This window comes from Lacrimispora xylanisolvens (assembly GCF_002934545.1).
Classification (GTDB): domain Bacteria; phylum Bacillota; class Clostridia; order Lachnospirales; family Lachnospiraceae; genus Lacrimispora; species Lacrimispora xylanisolvens.
In genome coordinates, this window is the sequence record NZ_PTJA01000004.1 from 127,027 (window position 1) to 148,516 (window position 21,490).

Annotated in this window: 16 protein-coding genes; 3 read left to right on the plus strand and 13 right to left on the minus strand. The window is 42.6% G+C overall.

What is annotated here, in order from left to right; genetic code table 11:
• Positions 1–67 precede the first annotated feature (67 nt).
• The 5 genes from BXY41_RS08635 to BXY41_RS08655 all read right to left on the minus strand — a co-directional run bounded on the left by BXY41_RS08635 (position 68) and on the right by BXY41_RS08655 (position 5,052).
• The gene (locus tag BXY41_RS08635; protein ID WP_104436426.1) at positions 68–1,432 is read right to left on the minus strand and encodes an MATE family efflux transporter; all 1,365 of its coding nucleotides are present in this window, start codon (positions 1,430–1,432) and stop codon (positions 68–70) included.
• 61 nt (positions 1,433–1,493) lie between these two features.
• Positions 1,494–2,882: an NADPH-dependent glutamate synthase gene (gene gltA, locus BXY41_RS08640; protein WP_104436427.1), complete on the minus strand. Its 1,389-nt coding sequence runs from the start codon at positions 2,880–2,882 to the stop codon at positions 1,494–1,496.
• Positions 2,882–3,772 (minus strand): sulfide/dihydroorotate dehydrogenase-like FAD/NAD-binding protein, encoded by an 891-nt coding sequence (locus tag BXY41_RS08645; RefSeq protein ID WP_104436428.1) that lies wholly within the window; start codon positions 3,770–3,772, stop codon positions 2,882–2,884. Before BXY41_RS08645 ends, gltA begins: the two co-directional genes overlap by 1 nt.
• Positions 3,773–3,906: 134 nt before the next feature.
• Positions 3,907–4,413, minus strand: coding sequence for a dihydrofolate reductase (locus BXY41_RS08650; RefSeq protein ID WP_104436429.1), 507 nt, complete (start codon positions 4,411–4,413; stop codon positions 3,907–3,909).
• Positions 4,414–4,428: 15 nt separating this feature from the next.
• Positions 4,429–5,052, minus strand: coding sequence for a hypothetical protein (locus BXY41_RS08655; RefSeq protein ID WP_104436430.1), 624 nt, complete (start codon positions 5,050–5,052; stop codon positions 4,429–4,431).
• A gap of 226 nt (positions 5,053–5,278) precedes the next feature.
• Here BXY41_RS08655 and BXY41_RS08660 point away from each other — a divergent pair, with 226 nt between their 5' ends.
• Positions 5,279–5,599 (plus strand): helix-turn-helix domain-containing protein, encoded by a 321-nt coding sequence (locus BXY41_RS08660; protein WP_104436431.1) that lies wholly within the window; start codon positions 5,279–5,281, stop codon positions 5,597–5,599.
• Positions 5,600–5,658: 59 nt separating this feature from the next.
• Here BXY41_RS08660 and BXY41_RS08665 read toward each other — a convergent pair whose 3' ends face one another.
• From BXY41_RS08665 to BXY41_RS08690, 6 genes are all read right to left on the minus strand, one after another.
• Complete coding sequence (locus BXY41_RS08665) at positions 5,659–8,823, minus strand: AAA family ATPase (protein ID WP_104436432.1); 3,165 nt, start codon at positions 8,821–8,823, stop codon at positions 5,659–5,661.
• Positions 8,820–9,989, minus strand: a complete 1,170-nt coding sequence (locus BXY41_RS08670; protein ID WP_104436433.1) for an exonuclease SbcCD subunit D — start codon at positions 9,987–9,989, stop codon at positions 8,820–8,822. Before BXY41_RS08670 ends, BXY41_RS08665 begins: the two co-directional genes overlap by 4 nt.
• 44 nt (positions 9,990–10,033) lie before the next feature.
• Entirely contained in the window at positions 10,034–11,311 is a 1,278-nt protein-coding gene (locus BXY41_RS08675) for a hypothetical protein (RefSeq protein WP_242980123.1), read from the minus strand.
• Between the two features lie 141 nt (positions 11,312–11,452).
• The gene (locus tag BXY41_RS08680; RefSeq protein WP_242980126.1) at positions 11,453–12,799 is read right to left on the minus strand and encodes a methyl-accepting chemotaxis protein; all 1,347 of its coding nucleotides are present in this window, start codon (positions 12,797–12,799) and stop codon (positions 11,453–11,455) included.
• A gap of 372 nt (positions 12,800–13,171) precedes the next feature.
• Positions 13,172–14,449: a 2-hydroxycarboxylate transporter family protein gene (locus BXY41_RS08685; protein WP_104436434.1), complete on the minus strand. Its 1,278-nt coding sequence runs from the start codon at positions 14,447–14,449 to the stop codon at positions 13,172–13,174.
• Between the two features lies 1 nt (position 14,450).
• Positions 14,451–15,620 carry an NAD(P)-dependent malic enzyme gene (locus tag BXY41_RS08690; protein ID WP_104436435.1) on the minus strand — a complete coding sequence of 390 codons (1,170 nt, stop codon included), beginning with the start codon at positions 15,618–15,620 and terminating at the stop codon, positions 14,451–14,453.
• Positions 15,621–15,822: 202 nt separating this feature from the next.
• Between BXY41_RS08690 and BXY41_RS08695 the strand changes: the two genes are divergently transcribed.
• Both BXY41_RS08695 and BXY41_RS08700 read left to right on the plus strand, forming a co-directional pair.
• The gene (locus BXY41_RS08695) at positions 15,823–17,439 is read left to right on the plus strand and encodes an ATP-binding protein (protein WP_104436436.1); all 1,617 of its coding nucleotides are present in this window, start codon (positions 15,823–15,825) and stop codon (positions 17,437–17,439) included.
• The gene (locus BXY41_RS08700) at positions 17,411–18,091 is read left to right on the plus strand and encodes a response regulator (protein ID WP_104436437.1); all 681 of its coding nucleotides are present in this window, start codon (positions 17,411–17,413) and stop codon (positions 18,089–18,091) included. The genes BXY41_RS08695 and BXY41_RS08700 overlap by 29 nt, the downstream gene beginning before the upstream one ends.
• Positions 18,092–18,118: 27 nt before the next feature.
• Here the strand turns inward: BXY41_RS08700 and BXY41_RS08705 are convergent, their stop codons facing one another.
• Positions 18,119–19,255 carry a TRAP transporter substrate-binding protein gene (locus tag BXY41_RS08705; protein ID WP_104436438.1) on the minus strand — a complete coding sequence of 379 codons (1,137 nt, stop codon included), beginning with the start codon at positions 19,253–19,255 and terminating at the stop codon, positions 18,119–18,121.
• 115 nt (positions 19,256–19,370) lie between these two features.
• Entirely contained in the window at positions 19,371–21,203 is a 1,833-nt protein-coding gene (gene recQ, locus BXY41_RS08710; RefSeq protein ID WP_104436439.1) for a DNA helicase RecQ, read from the minus strand.
• Positions 21,204–21,490: the final 287 nt, after the last annotated feature.

Here is a 21,490-nt window from a genome sequence, read left to right on the forward strand (position 1 = left end):
TTTCTATCTTTATCCCTCCTATATGTTAACGTAAAACGAGGGTAAAATTCAAGTCCAAAATGAAATTTTATAGAATTTTTTTCTCCTGATGTTTTCCAATCTTTCTGGATACCACAATAAAACACAGGAAAAACAGAATTCCCTTTATGATACTGGATATAGAAAAGGCCCACCAGATTCCGTCAAGTCCCAGAAATGTACTTCCTAAGAACATGGCAAGAGGAATTCTTGCTGTGGTAAACACAATACTGATTACAGAACTGAGCAAGGTTTTTCCAAGCCCTGAGAGCGCACCTACCGTGGTAAGCTCCACACACATAAACATCTGGCTGACACCTAAAATAACAAGATAGCGCACTCCCATAGGAATTACATTTGCCTCATGTATGAATAGTCCGAATATCTGCTTCGGAAAAACAATCAGCAAAAATGTGCAGAATAATCCCCAGAAAAACATGACTGCCACTGCTGTGAAATATCCTTTTTTTACTCTCCCATACTGCTTTGCTCCATAATTCTGACCCACAAAGGAGTTAATGGCAGCTGCAAAACCATCTGCAGTCATCCATGAGATGGATTCAATCTGCCCGCCTACCCGGAGTACCGCAACTGCCGTATCACCAAATTCAGCTACAAACCGGGTTAAAATCATGGAAATGCTGGTGTATATTAAATTCTGGACAGACGCAGGGAATCCAATTCTGATCATAGAGCTCATATAGTCCCGGGGAACTCTCTGGATCAGCCGTACTTTATCAAATACCAGTTTGTCTTTACGGATTGCTATTATAAATACAAGTGTTACAACTGCCTGGGCAAATACCGTAGCTGCTGCTGCCCCCGCCACGCCAAAACCTTTAACCGGTCCCGCTCCGAATATTAAGAGCGGATCTAAAACCATATTTAATACAAGTCCTACCACATTCGCCTTTAAAGGAGTTCTGCTGTCTCCCATGGCTGTGAGAATACCGGTCAGAATCACATTCATATAGGAAAATACAATCAACCCGCAGGTGATTTTTAAATATATCTGTGCATCCTCTACGATTCCTTTGTTGCTCAATCCGAAAAAACCAATCAATGGCTTTGCCCCAAATATGCAAAGAGCACCGTAAAGAACAGAAAACAGAATGCCAAGCTGAAGTGCCCCTGATGCATATTGAGCGGCTTCTTCTTTCCTGCCTCCGCCAAGAGCATGAGCTACTTTAACCTGCCCGCCCATTTTGGCCAGTGCAACAACTCCCTGGGAAAGCCACACATACATACCTCCTGCCCCCACCGCAGCAACCGATGAAGCGCCAGCAATACCGATCCACGCCATATCCGTTAAGTTATAAGCCATCTGGACCAGTGCGGTGACCATAATAGGAAGTGCCAGCTCTGTCAGCGAAGTAAAGATGTGTCCCTTTAGTAAATCTACTTTTTTATTCATAAAAAGATTTTCTCCGTTTCAAAAGGGCTGCCAAATGAGCGGCAGCCCTGATTTGTCCGGATTAATTCCTGGCAGAAAGATATTCGTCAATTCCTCTTGCGCCAGCACGTCCGGCTTCCATGGCCAGGATTACAGTTGCAGCACCTGTTACTGCATCTCCTCCAGCATATACGCCTTCCTTGCTTGTCTTTCCTGTAGACTCCTCTGCAATAATACATCTGCGCTTATTAATATCCAGTCCCTTGGTGGTATTGGATATTAAAGGATTGGGGGATGTTCCCAGTGACATGATGACAGTATCTACATCAATGACAAATTCAGATCCTTTTACCTCTACAGGTCTTCTTCTGCCGGAAGCATCCGGTTCTCCAAGTTCCATTCTGATACATTTCATTCCGTTAACCCAGCCCTTCTCATCGGTGAGAATTTCAATGGGGTTTGACAGAAGATCAAATATAATTCCTTCTTCCTTTGCATGATGGACTTCTTCCGCTCTTGCAGGAAGTTCCGCCTCGCTTCGTCTGTAAACTACATGCACCTCAGCGCCAAGACGAAGAGCCGTTCTGGCTGCGTCCATTGCAACGTTGCCTCCGCCGACAACTGCTACCTTATTACCTGCTACAATCGGGGTATCGTAGTCGTCGCGGAATGCCTTCATTAAATTACTTCTAGTTAAGTATTCATTGGCGGAGAATACACCATTGGCATTCTCTCCCGGAATTCCCATGAACATCGGAAGTCCGGCTCCTGAACCGATAAAGACAGCCTGGAACCCTTCTTCATCAAGAAGTTCATCAATCGTCACAGACTTACCAACGATTACATTGGTCTCAATCTTAACGCCCAGCTTTCTGACGTTATCGATTTCCGGCTGTACGACACCGTCTTTTGGAAGACGGAACTCAGGAATACCATAAGTAAGTACACCGCCCGGCTCATGAAGCGCTTCAAATATTGTAACTTCGTATCCCAGCTTTGCAAGATCCCCTGCACAGGTAAGACCAGAAGGGCCGGAACCGATGACTGCCACTTTCTTTCCATTGGTTTTTTCAGGTGCTTCCGGAACAATTCCATGCTCTCTGGACCAGTCTGCAACAAACCGCTCAAGCTTGCCGATAGAAACCGGCTCTCCCTTAATTCCGCGGATGCACTGACCTTCGCACTGACTCTCCTGGGGGCATACACGTCCGCATACTGCCGGAAGTGCTGAGGATAGTGCGATCACTTTTGCAGCTTCCTCAATATTGCCCTCTTCCACCTCTTTAATAAAACCAGGTATGTTAATAGATACAGGACAGCCCTTTACGCACTTGGGATTCTTGCACTGAATGCAGCGGCTGGCCTCTTCTCTTGCTTCTTCTTCATTATATCCAAGACATACTTCTTCAAAGTTTGTTGCTCTTACCTTTGGATCCTGTTCTCTGACTGGTACTTTCTTTAAAACGTCCATTAGTTGTCACCTCCACACTGTCCGCAGCCGCCATGATGAGTATCGCCTTCCCGGGTTTTTAAAATTGCACGCCCTTCTTCGCTCTTATACATCATCTGACGCTTCATGGCTTCGTCAAAATTTACTTTATGGCCGTCAAATTCCGGTCCATCCACGCAGGCAAATTTGACTTCGTCCCCAACTGTGATACGGCAGGCTCCGCACATTCCTGTACCGTCTACCATGACTGGGTTTAAGCTGACAATGGTTGGAATTCCTAATTCCTTAGTTAAAAGACAGGTAAACTTCATCATAATCATGGGGCCGATGGCAACACACACGTCATACTGCTTTCCCTGATTATTCACAAGATCCTTAATTACTTCGGTAACCATTCCTTTTCTCTCATAGGAACCGTCATCCGTAGTAACATATAAATTGCCGGCCTGTTCTCTCATGGCATCTTCTAAGATCAGCAAATCCTTAGTCTTGGCGCCTACGATCACATCAACCGATATTCCGTGCTCCCTCATCCATTTTACCTGAGGATAAACAGGAGCAGTTCCAACACCACCAGCTACAAATAAATAGTTGCGTTTCTTTACTTCTTCTAAATCTTCTTCTACAAATTCAGATGCATTACCTAAAGGTCCTACTACATCCTCAAAGCTGTCCCCTGTTTTTAAATCAGCCATCTTTTCCGTGCTGGCACCCACTGTCTGAAATACAATGGTAATTGTCCCTTTGTCACGGTTATAATCACAGATCGTAAGCGGAATACGCTCCCCTCTGTCATCCATCTTAACGATAACAAATTCTCCAGGCTGGCAGGCTTTGGCAATCCGGGGTGCTTCCACATCCATCAGATAGATCTTGTCAGCTAACATCTCTGCTTTTAAAATCCTGTACATCTTCATCCTCCTAATGTCTTCGTGAATATACCTTTGCACCGTTCCTGATAGCCATCCTGACAATCAGGTGAAATGGTACTCGTTCCATATTATCATTTTTAAATATCAAAGACAATACAAAATAAAAAATATCATTATTTTTTTATCGATTGACCCGTCCTTTGGTACATGCGGAACGTATAACACAAATTAAAGTATGTCTGTTCTTCACTTTCAGCACACATCTCCCAGCCGGTGTCCTGATCCAGATTTGGGAAATGAGTATCTGCACTGTATGCATAGTCTATATATGTCACATGAGCTGTATGGCAGTACGGAAGGAACTGTTCATAGATACTCTGTCCGCCAATGACAAAACACTCTTTACTAGGATGCTTTTCAAGCTCTTTCATCACTTCTTCTATGCTGTGGCAGATGGTAGCGCCTTTCACTTTATAACCGGTATTTCTGGTTAGCACGATATTGGTTCTTCCATATAATGGCTGTTTCCCCGGAAAACTCTCCAATGTCTTGCGGCCCATGATAATTACTTTTCCAAGAGTTTCCTCACGGAACATCCGCTTGTCCTCCGGTATGTTTACCAGAAGCTGCCCCTGGTTTCCAATGGACCAGTTTTTATCCACTGCTACTATTAAATTCATAAGCATGTCCACCTTTTATTCTTCCTCTGCAAGAATCAGTTCCTTTGCATAAGGAAGGCTTTCAATCCAACTGCAGAATGTATGCCATTCCTGTAATTTGTGGCTTTTTCTTGCAAAATAGATGTTGATTAAAGTTTCATAATTTAATGTACAGGTGCGCATCTGATTGTAGCTGGAAGGAAGAAGCTGAATCATGTCATACCAGTCTTCCTTGTTCTTTGTTTCTATATAACGCAGACGAATCTTTTCTAATTCTTCCACAACACTTCCCATAAAGGCAAGGGTTCCCTCTGTCATATGATCATGGCTGAAATCGTCCATATCAAATGGTTTTGAATGCATCTTATGCATGGTACTTGTAGAATTCGCTACAGTGGATACCTTATAGGTATCGTATTCCTTCCACCAGTATATAGGAGCAGTCACATCTACTGAAACAAAGATCTGACGAATAAATTTTCTATGATCACTGCCAGCTTTTCTTAACCGCCTGGCAAGTCCCAGATCATTTGGCCCCAGTATATATTCCCCTTCCTCATTATACTCGCTGTCCATACGGTCCCAGCTGTTCATTGGGTTTCTTGCACCACGTATGGCGTTTTCTATGTTCATAACACTGGTTCTTTCACACTTTAACATGGTATCTTCCTTTCTAACTGCGGATTCCCTCTTGCATGATCCTATCCATTATAAAACAAAACATGTGTTACGTCTATTCCTTTATTACCCGATTTGTTCTTAATAAACAAACATTATTTTTGCGAAAATTTACATAATAAAAAAAATAATATCTGTTTTCTATTGAATCATAGCCAATAGTCTTCTATAATTATAATATTAAGTTTTTGGAAGGAGAATGATACCAATGGATGAAAATTACATACCGTTAAGGCTGGCACAGCTTCGGACAAAAAAAGGCATATCTGCCAGAGAAATGAGTCTTTCACTGGGACAGGCGGAAGATTACATCAGCGATATAGAATCCAAAAATAACACACCATCAATGGACCACTTTCTATTGATTTGTGAATATTTAGGGATATCGCCAAGGGAATTTTTTGATGAAGAAAATCCAAACCCCATCCTGCTTCATGAACTGATCACAGAACTGGAACCACTGGGGGACCAGGACTTCGATAATCTGCTAAACCTGCTGTTTGAAGGCCAGAAAAAAATAAGAGAATAGCGAAAAAGCAAGCGGGAAAACTGACTTTTATGTTCCCAGTCTCCCGCTTCCACCACTTATCAAAGGCAGGACAGGTGATCCAGCTCCCACCGGATTTTACTGCCGCTCTCGTTTTTTAAAACAATCAGTTTTTTATCAATCTGCTCTTTTAATTCACTTACATGGGAAATAATTCCTATGAGTCTGTGTTCTCCCGCAAGTTCCAAAAGTATCCGCACTGCTCTTAATCTGGATTCCTCATCTAATGATCCGAAGCCTTCATCAATAAACATGGCATCCATCCGTACATTTCCTGCTGTTCTTTGAATAATATCTGCCATTCCAAGAGCCATGGCCAGTGCTGCCATGAAAGATTCTCCTCCAGACAATGTTTTCACATCCCGCAGCTGCCCGGTTGACAGGCTGTACACGTCAAGATCCAGTCCCACCTCCCCTTGTCTTCCCAGCGCATTTAAATCCCGGCACTGGAGTAAAAACTCACCGTCAGACATGATTTTTAACCGCTTATTGGCGGCATGCACCATCTGATTAAAATACTGACGCTGAACATAAGTCTGAAAATCCAGACTGACGGAAAGCTTTCCATTGGCTGTCTGGTTTAAACTGTGATACAGCTGGTATTGCTTTTCAAGTTCTTTCCGTTCCTTAAAAAGCTTTTTTAAATTACTTTCTGTCCGCTCTGTCCGGCTTTTGATCCCTGCTATTTCTGCCAATTTCAACTGAAGTTGTTTTTCTTCTTCCCTTAAGACGGCAGCCTCTTCCTCCCAGTGTGATGTATCGATTCTTTCCCGGCCTTTTGTCTCTTCTTTGTACTGGTTATAAATCGTCCTGGCAGTGAGACAAGCCTCTTCATAGCCACGTATTTCCTGTTGCCAGGCTGTCAGCTGCTCCGAAGATATCTTTGCCTTTTGATAATCTGTTTCATCAGAAAATCCCAGTTCGCGAAGCAGGGAATCATAAACCTTTTTTGAACTTTCCTGGGCCCTTAGAAGGGTCTCTCTGTTCTCTTTTAATGAAGCAAGACGGCCTCTTTTCTCCTGTTCCTCTTCTGATAACAAAAGAAACTTTTCGTTTGCCTGTTTCTCCTGGGATAGCAAAAGGTCTCTCCTGTTTTTTAATTTTTCCAGCTGGATTTCGGCCTGCTTCTCATCTGGATAAGGAAGATTCTTTTCTAATTGTTCCCGCTGTGCAAATAAAGCAGAATTCTCCACTTTCTTATCCTGCCACTCACTCCTTAGCTTCTCCTTTATCTGCTCCAGTTCTGCCATACGCAGCCCATCCGCCTGCCTGCTTTCAATCAGTTCCTTCAAACCGGCTTCTGCTTCTTTCGCCTTCTTTTCTTCCTCCCGTGCTTTCATTAACAGGTCTTTTGTTTCCTTCTCTTCCAGTAAGAAACGCTCCTCCATTAAATCCAGATCAATGCTTGGATCAAACCATAAACTGGCTTCTTTTTTTATCCATTCTTCCTGGTGCCGACAGCTTTCATATCTTCGTATCGTAAGAAGTGCTGCTTCCGATCGTCGTTCATTTGCCTGATCTCTCTTAATCCTGGCTTCATCTACCATTTCAGCTGTGATGCTGTCCTCATAAAACTTCGCTTTCTGTGGGTGGTGGATGGAGCCGCATACAGGACATGCAGTCCCGTCATTTAAATCCTTTGCCAGCAGGCCTGCCTGATGTTCAAAAAAGCTTTGATAGAGAATGGCATATCTAGACTGTGCTTCTTCGTATTCAGTCTGTGCCTCCTTCTCAGAAAGCCTTAATTGGGATACTTCCAGCTGAACTTCCCTGTACTGTTTTAATGCCAGCAGAAGGTTCTTTAACGCTTCTTCCTTTCTCGTAAACTGGCCTGTCAGTTCCTTTAAGTCAGAAAGTTTTGCAGCTGCTGCTGTCAGAGACTCCTGTCTTTTTTCATATTCTTTTAAGCGCAGACTGACCCTGTCCAGTTCTTTTTCAGCTTCCAGAAACCGTTTCTGGGATTGGTCCTCAACACGTTTATTGATCCGGCATGTTTCTTCCATCTTCTTCCAGTCTTGGTACAAAGGCATGGAAGAATTAAGCCTGTCTAATAAAATAGTAAGCTTTGGAACTTCTTTTTCTGATGCTTCCTGACTTTCCACCGCAGCTTTTTTTACAACAGCTAGTATTTCCCCTGTCTTTTTAAGCTCTTCCTCAAGCTCGGCTTCCCGTTTTCCGGCTGCTTCCCAGTCGTTTTTTCTGTCCTTATACTGAATCTCTGCCGTATATGCTTTTTCTGCCCGTTCCCCTGTGGCAAGGCGTTCTCTTTTTAGCTCCCAGCCTTCCCTCTGAAGCTTCAGTGCCTCCAATCGGTCAGCGGCCTCATTTAATTTATCAAACAGACGGTTCTGTTCCATCGCCTGATTTCGTTTTTGTTCTACTATGGAAAGAGTTTCACTGCCTTTTTCCCTCTCCTCAGAAAGCTGCTTTTCTTTAACGTAAATTTCATTAAGAATAACAGATACCTGGTTTATGATCTCCTCTATTTTCGTTTCCGGAAATTCCAGAAGCTGAAACCACTCATCTTTCTGTACGCTGTCATGCAAAAGCTCCAGATTTCCTGTCTCATGAGCGCAAAGCTTCCTGTTGTCCTCCAGCTTTCCTGCATAGAAATTATTTTTTTCCTTTAACTTATACTGAATCCGGCTGTAAATTCCAGTATTGAAAATTCTGGAAAAGATTTCTTTTCTTTCTTTGGAGGTGGCAAGAAGAAGCTTTAAATAGTCTCCCTGTGCAATCATTGCAATCTGGGAAAACTGACTTAAATCCACTCCTATAATTTCTTCTATCTTCTGGTTAATATCCCGGATATTTCCGGCATATTCAAGTCCGGTAGGAAGAATCAGGGAAGCCTTCGCAGGAACTGATATTTTAGTATATTCTCCGTCTTTGTTTTTCCTCTTACTGCTTCTTAGATAGGAAGGACTTCTTGTAATTTCATAGATTTCCCCCTGTTCCAAAAAGCGGAAGGTAACAAAAGTCTCCCTGTCATCCTCTGCATACTGGCTGCGCATCATGGAGGGTTCTCTTCTCTGTCCGCTGGTTTCTCCAAAAAGAGCGTAGGAAACAGCATCAAAAATTGTAGTCTTTCCAGAGCCGGTGTCTCCCGTAATGAGAAAGATTCCATGACCTGCAATCTGAAAATCCACTGTTTCCAAATCTTTGTAGGAACCAAATGCCGACATTGTCAGTTCCAGCGGTTTCATAATCCTTCCTCCTCCTTTGCTTCCTGGACAATTTTTTCCATGGCTTCATAAGCTTCCTTGGTCATCTCTTCCCCGCTTACAGCTTTATAAAACTGTAGGAACGCTTCCAGTGGATTTAATACAGACACTCGCTCCTCTTCCTCCATCATCTTTTCCCTGGTGCGTACATTATCCACTTTCAGTTCCAGCAGATAATCATATACTTCCTTCAACTGTTCCCTGATCCGGTATGGCTCATCCTCATCGGTCAGCGTAACACTGACAAAATCATGCCGGTTTTTCTCATCTGCACGGCTTAGAACCTCTTTCAGTGTTCCTCTCTCACGTCTTACATCCTGAATTCCGCTAAGAGGTAGAACTTCACAAACAGGTGATTCCCCTTTTGCACCCATTTCTATAACAGTGATGCCTTTCCTGTGGTGTTCCTCACTGATGGAGTATTTAAAAGGAGTCCCGCAGTAACGAATCCAGTCTGCTGAAACCTTTTGGGGACCGTGAAGATGACCCAGTGCCACATAATCAAAGGGAGGGAGCACGGAAACATTTACCCGGTCCAGACCACCTGCAATTATGACTGCCTGCTCCGATTCACAGGTTTCCGGGTCAGTGCTTCCTCCAGTATAGAACTGATGGGACAAAAGAACATTCCGCTCCCTGGTATCTATGGCTTCTCTTTCCAGAACCCCTTTAATGGCATTTTCATATCCTTCCGGCTGACTGTCGGGAAATAAATTTCTTACGTAACCGGGCTTTAAAAAAGGCAGCAGATAGAAATTAACCGGACCATATTGATCGGATAGCACCACCTTTTTTAAGTATTCGTCCTGATTTTGGGGCGGCATCACCGACAAATGGATGGAATGCTTCTCCAGAAAGGGGCCTGCATAGGAAAGCCGTTCCGGAGAATCGTGGTTTCCAGCAATAATGAGAACGGAAGGCTGCGGCTGGATCATGGAAAGGGCATTTAAAAATCCCCCAAACAGGGTATAAGCTTCTGCCGAAGGAGCTGTCTTGTCATAGATATCACCGCAGATTAATATCACATCGGGTTTTTCGGTGACTGCGTAATTAACAATCTGGTTTAGTACAGCCTCCTGATTTTCTTTCAGGCTATAGCCATTTAACTGCTTGCCAATATGTAAATCGGACAAATGAAAGAACTTCATCCTTCTGCCTCCTTTCTCTTTTTACCTATCATACCATAAAGAATTTATATTTTACAGAAGGTGGACACACAGTATACATTTACATTCTGATTCATGCGGCTGTTAAAAAATATACGGTCCCCCCAGTGACTGTAGATTGGATGGGGGTGGGCATCTTGTCCCAGCCAGTCACTTTCATGCCTGCAAAGAGGAATCCATTTCAACTCTCCACCCTCCCAGTCGACCAGTACCCGGCAGATGTATTCCGCATCTTTTTTATGTGGATCCGGTCCATTATCCGTACTGTTTTCCCTTATTTTTTTAACTTCCCAGGGATATTTAAAATATCCGTCGCACACCAGATTTCCATCATGATCCATGGTAAAATGTCCATATGCATTATAACTGTCAGGAAGAGCAATCTCCCAGTATTTCCCTGTACCCGGTTCATATTTTCCGACCATGGCGGGGCCTCCTGCATAGCTTCCATGATAGATTATACTTGCCCCGTCATCACTCCACATCTCGTGGCAGACCCAGTCGTTTCTGCTTCTTAAATAGCCTTCTGGTCTCCCCAGTGTATCACTTCCTTCATTTCTTACTGGGATCAGAGTGTCCCGGCTATGATCATAAAGCCAGATTCTGCGGATTCCACAGTCAAAAGAGGCCCATTCGTGATTGTACATAATCAGATCCGAATTTTGTGGATGAAACTGAACATGGGTAATCCAGCACTTTTCTACCACCTTCTCATACACCAAATCGCCCGTATGGGTATCGTAGACACATAAGTAACTGTTTAAATTTTCTTCCTGAATGCGGCCATCAATATTATAAACTGGTCTTTTGTCCAGTCCACAGCCTTCCGTTTCCGGATCAAAATCCAGGCATCTGCCATCTGTCATGGGAACACAGAGATATTTTCCATCTGAACTGGCATGGGTGAATGCTGTCATTCTTCCTGATGGTACTTTATTTAAAACAGTAACTGTACCGGTTAAATCCGTCTTGCAGATCTTATCATCCTGAATAAAATAAACCACGTCCCTTTTGCTGTCCAGGCATACACTGGCCTTTCCAAGCCCCTGATTCAATGTACCTCCAAAATACACGTAGCTCTTTAAAATTCCCTTTTTATTCTCAGTCAGAAACCGTTCTTCGCCTGTCAGTAAATCTTTAACCATGACGTTGGGATTTCCTCCTTTGTCACAGATCATATAGATCCTTTCGTCATTCTCGCTGACAGACGAAGAGGTGAAATACAAAAGCTGTGTATTATAGTGCTCCTTGACTCCCCCACCTCCGGTCAGCATACGGCCATTTAGCATTGATTGTTCCATCATATTATTACAGTCCCTCCCTTTTTTCTGTACCAAGTATAGCATAGCTTTTGTTATTTGTTCCAGATAAATAACACAAAATCAGGGTTAAAAACCACCCGTCGGTTTTCAGCCCTGATTCACTTCTCCTTTATTCCTGAAACATCAATACTTTACATTTGAACCTGCTGCCACATGCCTGGACTCGTCAACGATCCTTCCTGACTCTGTCCTGCCATGACTGGAATATTCCTCATGCAGCTTGAATTTTCTAACTTCCTGCTGCAGTATTTCAGCCTGTGCAGCAAGTTCTTCACTGGCTGCAGAGCTTTCTTCCGCAGTAGCCGCATTGGTCTGAACGACTGCAGAAACCTGGGACAATCCCTGATTAATCTGTTCAATTGCTCCCGCCTGCTCGGTAGACGCTGATTCAATTTCACCAATTGCCTGTTCCACCATCAAAGCCTTATCTTTCACCGTAAATAACAGCTTTAGTGTATCATCAGCAAGACGTTCCCCATGAGATACCATTGATACCGATTTTTGAATCAGATCAGCTGTCTGCTTTGCTGCATCCGCCGATTTCGCCGCTAAATTACGGACTTCATCAGCAACTACCGCAAAACCTTTCCCGGCATCACCGGCACGGGCAGCTTCTACAGCAGCATTGAGTGCAAGAATGTTGGTCTGAAATGCAATATCTTCCACAAGCTTGGTAATCTTTGATATTTCCTGGGAAGACTCCCCAATCTCTTTCATGGCAGTATTTAGTTCCTGCATATATTCGTTGCTTTCCATAACGCCCTGACCTGCCTGATTTACATAATCAGCTGCTTTTTCAACGCTTCTTGCATTTTTTGTTGCCTGATCAGCCACATTTCCAATGGAAGCATTTAACTCCTCCAGAGTTGCTGCCTGTTCTGTTGTTCCGCTGGACAGAGCCTGGGCACCGTCAGAAACCTGCCCTGATCCGGAATTAACCTGTTCTGCTATGGTAGTAATGGAAGAAGCCAGATTGTGAAATTTTTCAACCAGTTCTGCAAGTGCTTTCCCAAGGATATCCTCTTCGGAGCGAATGGTAACAACAGTTGTTAAATCACCGTCTGCAATGGCCCTTGTCGTCCGGGCCAGTTCAATGTTGCTAATAATCATCTTGTCAAAAGCACTGGCGAGGCCGCCGACCTCATCTTTCCTGGAAGCCCAGCCTCTTTCTTTTTCCCCTGCGATTTTTTCTACTCCAAAATCTCCCACAGCCACCATACTGGCAAATGACTCAAATATATAAAGGGGATAGGCAATAATATCTGACATATAACTGGAAAGATATAAGGAAAGAATCACAGAAACAACAGAAATTAATGCAATTACAATTATGATAGCTGCCACATTCCCGGTAAAATGCAGCAATGTAAAAATACCTGCACCTGCTATTATCATGGTAAATGCAACAATTAGCAGATAGCTGATTAACAGTTTCTTTGCAACTTTTAAATCTTCAAACCACTTTTTCACTTTAACATTCCCTCTTTCATTTATTCCGGATGACTGGATCCGGTCTCCTCTTTTGTATCCGCCCGCATTTAATTAAATATTATTGAGCACCTCCTTTTTCTCCGTCTTTTTAAGCCTTTATAGACTTACAAACAATCTTCGCAGTATATCTCATACTGCGGTTGCAAAATTACGCCGTCTGATAAACCGTCATTACAGCTAAAACCAACCATTTATCTTATGTTTATCCGCCTTAGACACAGTATGAGATATACTGCGCAAAAATTTATATTTATACAATACAATCTGGTTTCCATAATGATTAAAAAAATCCTCCAATGAAGATTACTTTTTTCTTCATTGGAGGATCATTTTATCCCCTCTTAACCATATTTAAAATAAAATCTGAGTCAGCAGACTGGCTACAATTAAAATAAGCGCGCCGCAGATTCTGGTAGCTATCTGTGCAAATGGCAACAGCTCCATTCTCTTTGCTGCTGAGAGAACCGCAATATCTCCAGTTCCGCCCATATTGGTTGTGCAAAGCCCGGCTGTGATTGCAGACTCCACCGGATAAAAGCCAACCAGATAGCCGCCAATTCCGGCACCTACGGAAACACTTCCAACTACTACAAATACAAGAAGAAGATACATGGGGCTTACTGCCTGGGCAACTGCACCTAAATCAATCATAGAAATTCCAATTCCAACCAAAAGTGCGCTGGTCCAGTTTTTCATAACAAATTGAGACCACTGGCGGGCGGAATCTTCAAATTTTACAGGTATAACGCCGCATGCCTTGCTGACAGCCACCAGAATAATCATCCATGCATAGGAGTGAACTGCAGGGACAAATTTATTAATAATAACACCCAATAAGAAGAAAAACATAGCTGTGATCATACCGATTCCCAATTCTTCCAAAGTGATAGAAGAGTTCTTTTTTTCATTCATGTCAGAATTGTGATTTCTCATGAGACGGCCATTGCCGGTTAAAGCCGGCTTCACATCTCCAAGCTTTGCCAGCAGACCAGCGCCTACAATTGCCATTACATTGCCAAGAGTAGAAGCCGGTATCATTCTTGATATGATTGCAGCTTTATCTGTCTGCAGTGCTTCTGCATACATACCGGACAAAGGAACGACTCCCGCTCCCATTCCGCCTCCCATCATGGGAATTGCCACATACATGATGGCATCTACAAAGCCATATCCCACCAAGGCTCCTACTGCCCCAACGCATAAAATTGCCACTGTCATGGCGCAGAGAGCAACCGGGAGAAAACGTACAGCCGCTCTTAATAAAAGAGTACGGTCCATTCCAAGAATACTTCCTGTAATTAAGGCTGCTATGTAGAAATTCAAAAATCCTGTTTTATTCATGAACTGATCTATATTTTCTACTACATCATTGGGGATCAGTCCCGCATACACCAAGCCTGCTGAAGCAAAGATACACACAATTGCACCACCGCCCAAAAAGGTTTTTACGATGGGAAGATTATTACCAATAATATTAAACAATCCTCCAAAAATCATCATAACCAGCAGCGCCCCGATCATTCCGGACGGAAGCCATTTCATGGCGATAGAAACTCCGGTAATTGCGGTAAATCCAAGATAAATGAGGAGTGGTATCCCGGATATCTTAATGCTTTTTACTTTATCCATTTTATTTTACTACCCCCTGCTCCTCCGCTTTTTGCTTCACTGCTTCTGCAACTGCTGCTGCAACACGTTCATCAAATGCACCTGGTATGATGTACTCCTCTGTCAGTTCCTCTTCCTTTATAATTCCGGCAATTGCATAAGCAGCCGCAATCTTCATCTCTTCTGTGATATCCGTCGCTTTTGCGTCAAGGGCTCCCCGGAATATTCCCGGAAATACCAGTACATTGTTGATCTGATTTGGGAAATCGGAACGTCCGGTTGCAATAATTCTTGCTCCGCCTTCCTTTGCTTCATCAGGCATGATCTCTGGTGTTGGATTTGCCATTGCAAATACAATCGGATCCTTTGCCATAGAGGCCACCATTTGTGAAGTCACGATTCCTGGAGCGGAAACACCGATAAAGATATCTCTTCCTTCCATAATATCTTTTAATTCACCGTGTTTATTTTCCGGATTGGTAACCTGAGCCATCATCTTCTGAGCGTCATTCATCCACTCTTCGCCTTCTGCCAGAGCACCCTTTTTATCAACCAGAATCACATCTTTCATTCCAATGGATAATAAGAGCTTGCAGATTGATATACCGGCAGATCCTGCTCCGTTGATCACTGCTTTTACCTCATCGATTTTCTTCCCAACCACCTTTAATGCATTGATAATACCCGCAGACACCACAATGGCTGTTCCATGCTGATCATCATGGAATACTGGAATATCCAGTTCCTCTTTTAAACGGCGTTCTATTTCAAAACATCTTGGTGCAGAAATATCTTCTAAATTGATACCCCCAAACCCCGGCGCAAGATAGCGGACTGTTTTGATAATTTCCTCTGTATCTTTTGTATCCAGGCAGATAGGAAATGCATCCACTCCCCCAAATTCTTTAAAAAGAATAGATTTGCCTTCCATTACCGGCATAGCTGCTTCAGGGCCGATATCTCCAAGTCCCAGTACAGCCGTTCCGTCGGTAACCACAGCCACCAGATTTCCTTTTGCTGTATAGCGGTATACCTCAGATTTATCATCTCTTATTTTTCTGCATGGCTCTGCCACCCCCGGTGTATAGGCAGTGCTTAAATCTTCTCTGCATTTTACTGATACCTTTGAAATTACTTCGATTTTTCCTTTGTTTTTTTCGTGAAGCTCCAGTGCAAGTTTGTTATAATCCATAACTTTTCACCCTTCCCTTTCGTTGACTTTATATTATAACCGTATGTTATCACCGATACTGGTCTTTTGAAATCTTGTGAACGTTATTAAAACCTTATGTAAGTAAAGAAAACGGATTTTAACATAATTTTAACATAATCCCGATAACCGTTGATTTTCCAGCCTGTATCTAATACAATAGACTCATTGGAGGAAGTATTTCATGAAAGAAAAACCATTGGAACACCAGATCTATGTCTCTCAGATTTTCAGCATAACTCTTGCTATTTTACTGACTTTAGGTGTGTCACTGCATTATAATCTGGTCACAAAAAGAAATTCTCTGGATATGAACATAAAAAATGCTGGTATTTTTATATCCGGTATGCCTGAAGTCGCTGATATATTAAAAAATGGTCAGCCTTCCGGGGCTTTTAACAAACGCATGGACCTGCTGATTAAAGAACTGGACTATATCGATGTTGTTACCATCTGTAATAAAGACAGCATCCGCTTTTATCATAATAACAAAGCTCTGATCGGAAAAACTTTTGTAGGAGATGACGAGGCTGCCATATTAAACGGAGCTGCCCCATACATAACAAACGGAAAGGGTACTTTAGGAAACCAGCGCCGTGCTTTTTTTTCCATAAAAAATGAACAGGATGAAATCATTGGTTTTGTAATGGTTTCTGTACTGACCGCCAGTATTTCCCAGCTGACCAGAAATATCCTGCTTGTTTTTCTGCTCCTGGCACTGATGCTGTTGTCCATTGGTTTTATTGTTTCCGAACTGCTGTATAGCCGTCTGAAAAAAATACTGCTGGGTTATAAACCGGAAGAATTCCGTAAAATTCATATTGAAAGAAAGGAAGTACTGGATGCCCTGGAAGAAGGTATCTTTGCCATCAATACCGAAGGAGAACTGATCCTTATCAATGAATCTGCAAAGAAAATACTTGATCTGGACACTATGCCAGAGTACGGAACAAAGCTGACGGAGCTATATCCGGAAACGAAACTTCCACATGTCCTGCAGACAGGTTTGCCAGAATATAATATCAGCCTTATGATTAATGGCAAACATATCATGTCAAACCGGATTCCCATTATGGAAAATGGAAAAACTGCTGGAGCCGTATCCATTTTTCGTAATAAGACGGAATACACCCGTCTGGCAGAAGAACTGACCGGAGCCCGTTACATGGTGGAGACACTCCGCGCCTTAAATCATGAATTTAAAAATAAGCTTCATATCATCCTGGGTTTTATTGAGATGGGGCAGCCAAAAAAAGTGACTGATTTTATTATCAATACAAGCATGGCATCTACTCTTGCAGTCAGTGAGGTAACAAAGCAGATACAGATTTCCAGCATCGCAGCACTTTTAATAGGTAAGATTATCCGTGCAGGGGAACTTGGTATCCGCCTCACCATCAAGCCTGACAGTTCCTGTGTGGAATCAGAGCTTCACCTGCCAGTGGATTTATACATAACCATCCTGGGTAATCTGATTGAAAATGCAATTGAAGAGTTAAATGACCTAAGCTGTGATATTAAAGAAATTGAAGTGGGGATTAATATATGGCAATCGGGCAGCATCCTTTCTGTTGATGACACAGGAAGGGGAATTCCCGCCGATCTTCAGGATCAGATATTTGAAAAAGGATATTCCACCAAAGGAGACGGACGAGGGTCGGGTATGTTTCTGATTAAGGAACTGGTGGACCAGCATCACGGTATCATTGAGGTGGAATCGGAAGAAAATACAGGTACTTCATTTACAATCACCTTTACAGAGGAGGATCATCATGTATCAGGTAATCATTATAGAGGATGACCCCATGGTAGCTTCTATTAACAGACAATATGTGGAATTAAACAAATATCTAAAGGTAACCGGCCAGTTTTCCAATGGGAAAGATGCTCTTAATTATTTAAAGGACCATACCGCAGATCTGGCAATTATGGATGTCTACATGCCGGTAATGGGTGGAGTGGAACTTCTTACTGAAATACGAAAGCTGCATAAGCACATCGATGTCATCATGGTTACGGCTGCAACTGATGCTTCTCATGTAAAGAAGCTGCTGGGCCTTGGAGTCATTGATTATCTGGTGAAGCCTTTTGAATATGTTCGTTTTAATCACGCATTGGCACGGTTCATGGAACATCAGGAACTGCTTAAGCAGGAGACTTTCTCTCAGGAGCAGCTGGATTCCCTGTTTGAGGTTTCTGCAGGCACTGCCTCTCAGCAGGAGGTGCTTCGAAAGGGTCTTCAGGAAAAAACTCTGGATACCATTTTATCGTATATGAAAGAACACCCTGCAGATTCACTCACCAGTGAAACCGTTGCAGAGGAGGTTCACTTATCAAGGGTAACTGTACGCAGATATATGAATTATCTTCTGGATAAAAAGCAGATTGTCAGTGACATCGATTATACCACTGGTGGCCGGCCATCGATTATTTACCGGTATGTAAAAGAATAACAGGTGAGATTTTTCCACCTGTTATTCTTATTTTTGAATATCAATGATTTTATATAACCATCTTTCCAGTCCCGGTGTGAAGCTGACCCGGACGATTTCTTCGTCTTTTCTGGCTTCTTCCTCTTCATTATGAGACAGGGGAATTACTGTTACTCCTTTATCCACCATCTCTTTTTTCAGTTTCTCTTCTACAGAAACAATTTCTTTCTTGTTCCATTCCGAAGCCATTTTACCGGCCTCCCTTAAAAGATTCTGGTCTTCTTTGCTTAATGTGTTCCATTTTCGTTCTGACATCATGATGATTCCAGGGCTGAAAACGTGTCCACTTAGAAGATAATAAGGGGCAACCTCATAAAATCGGTTGGAAAGATACGCCGGAATGGGATTTTCTGCGCCTTCCACATCACCGTTTGCCAATGCATTATATAAATCTTCATAACGCATGGGAATGGGCTGTGCTCCCAGCGCAGATATGGTATCCATCATAAGAACGGATTCCGGGACTCTGATTCTTTTATTTTTCAAATCAGCAAGGTTTTTAATGGGCTCCGTTGTAAAAATATTTCTGGCACCCTCATCTGTATAGAAAAGCCCGACCATATTGGCGCCAATCTCCTGTCCTTCATTTAGAAATGCCCTGCCAAGATCCTTATTGTCTAAAACCTTCCACATCCCTTCCCTGCTCTTAAAAATGTAGGGAAGACCAAACAGATTCAGCTTTTTAAACCCATACCCGGTCAGTACATTGGTATTAACGCGGTACAAATCAAGCAAACCATTTCCTGTCTTTAATGAATTAAGAGACGTTTTCTCATCTCCCAGAACTGCCCCTGGAAATATATCAACTTTAATTCTTCCATCAGACAATTCATAGACGTATTCTGCAAACTTTTCTGCAACTTTGGTATCAATATTCCCCTCAGGGTTAACTTCTCCATACTTTAAAACCAGTTCTGGCACTGACGGAGTTGCCCGCACTGCCTTTGTGGCTGCAGTGGATGTAGTGGCAGTGGCTGCCTTTGCTGTGGCCTGCGCTGCCTCTGCTTCTTCCGCCTTTGTTTCTGCGGAAGCTTTGCTGCTTTCTTTTACAGCGATACCGGAACCACAACCATTCAGACACAGGATCATTGCAGTAATAAATAGGAAAGCCAGTGGTTTCTTCATAATCGCTCCTCCTGTTTGTTTCTAAAAACTTTTCTGTTTCATTATGCCCAGAAGTTTGCATTTCAATTAAAAAAATTCCGCCAGGAAGCAGATCAGATCGTTCCTGGCAGAATTTTTATTTTAAAATTTCTAAAAATCTTTCTCCATATTTATCGTATTTAAATGTTCCCACACCGGACACCAATAGCATCTCTTCCCGGTTTTTTGGTTTTTGCACCGACATATGGATCAGCGTTTTATCGGAAAATACAATATAAGGCGGTACTTTTTCTTCTTTGGCTATTTTAAGCCGCAGTGTTCTTAATTTTTCAAACAGTTCTTCCTCTGCCTTAGAAAGATCCAGTGGCGATGAACTGCTCTTTTTTGTCTTACGGTTTTCTTTTGCCTCTGAAACAGCAGCTTCCTCTTTTGCCATCTTCATGAGTATGGTTTCTTCTTCCTTTAAAACAGCACCTGCCTTTTGCGTCAGCTTTACAATGGCATATTCATCGTTGGTGACAGACAGATACTCCTTTAAAAGAAGATGATTCATGACCTGTCTCAGCTTGTATACAGGAACTTTTGATAAAACTGCATAATGGGGGTTTTCATTCATACCGTAATTCCTGATCTTAGCCGTATTGGCGCCATGCAGAGTATCCATAATTACGTTGGCGCCATACCGCTGTCTGCTGGTTTCCGTACATCCAATCATGGCTTTTGCAATATCCGTCACATCTACAGTCTCAAATCCGGTTAAGCAGTTGGAACAATTCCCGCAGTAATTTTCCTTATACTCTCCAAAATAGCGGAGTATGTAATCCCTCAGGCAATCGTTGGTAAAGCAGTAATAGGTCATTTTTTTCAGCCGTTCTCTGTCCCGTTCTTCCACAAGCTTTCGGGTAATGGGATCAAGTTCCTGATTATCCTGATTGCTTTCAATAAACATCTGATTGGTAATTACATCCTGACCACCATAAAGAAGCAGGCACTCTCCCGGCTCCCCGTCTCTGGAGCAGCGTCCCACTTCCTGATAATAGGACTCCAGATTTTTTGGCATATTATAATGAATGACATAGCGGACATTGGACTTATCAATACCCATTCCAAAGGCATTGGTAGCCACCATAATAAGGCTCTTGTCATAAATAAAATCATCCTGATTGGTTCTGCGTTCTGCATCACTTAGTCCTGCATGATACCTGGTTGCAGAAAATCCCTCTTTGTTTAATTTCCCACAGACTTCCTCCACCATCTTTCTGGTGAGACAATAGATGATTCCACACTGTCCGGGATGTCTCTCCACAAAATTTTTCATGGTGGCATACTTATCCTTCGGAGACTGCACACTTAAATAAAGATTGGGTCTGTCATAACCAGTTGATACAACAGCCGGATCCTGAAGCATTAAAATGTCAATAATATCTTCACGAACCTCCTTTGTCGCCGTAGCAGTAAAAGCACTGATCACCGGTCGTTTTGGAAGTTTTTCAATAAAATCAACAATCTTTAAATAGCTGGGTCTAAAGTCCTGTCCCCACTGGGATACGCAATGAGCTTCGTCCACTGCCACCATAGAAATCCGGACGTTTAAACAAAAATCCAAAAATTCTTCGGTCAAAAGCCGTTCCGGTGCAACGTAAATAATGGGATAGCGCCCTTCCCGTGCATAAGCGAGGGCTTTTATATACTGACTTGAACTTAAAGAACTGTTAAGATATGCGGCGTGAATGCCTGCCTGATTGAGTGAAGCGACCTGATCTTTCATCAGGGAAATCAAAGGGGAAATAACTAAAGTAATTCCTTCTCTCATAAGAGCCGGAACCTGAAAGCAAAGAGACTTACCTGAACCAGTCGGCATAATCCCCATGGCATCTCTCCCTGCCAGAATGCTGTCAATCAGTATTTCCTGCCCTTCCCGGAAACTGTCGTAACCGAAATAGTGCCTGAGTACTTGATGTTTATCCATGTATCGTATTTTTATGCTCCTTTTCCTTTTTTTCCATTGTACCAGATTTCTAGCGCGATGGCTAGCGCCGCTGCATATTTTCCTCTACCTTTTCTCTAACTTTAACTAATTTAGACCTGCTATACAACAAAGAAAGAAGCAGGGAAATTTGTCTCCTCTGCTCCTTTCTTTTGTTGTTTTTCCGATCATATATAATGATTGAAATCACAGTTTTTCATACATGTTCTGATTGCATATGATATTGATATTCCAATACTGAACTGTAAAAATTGTATCTTACACGAACA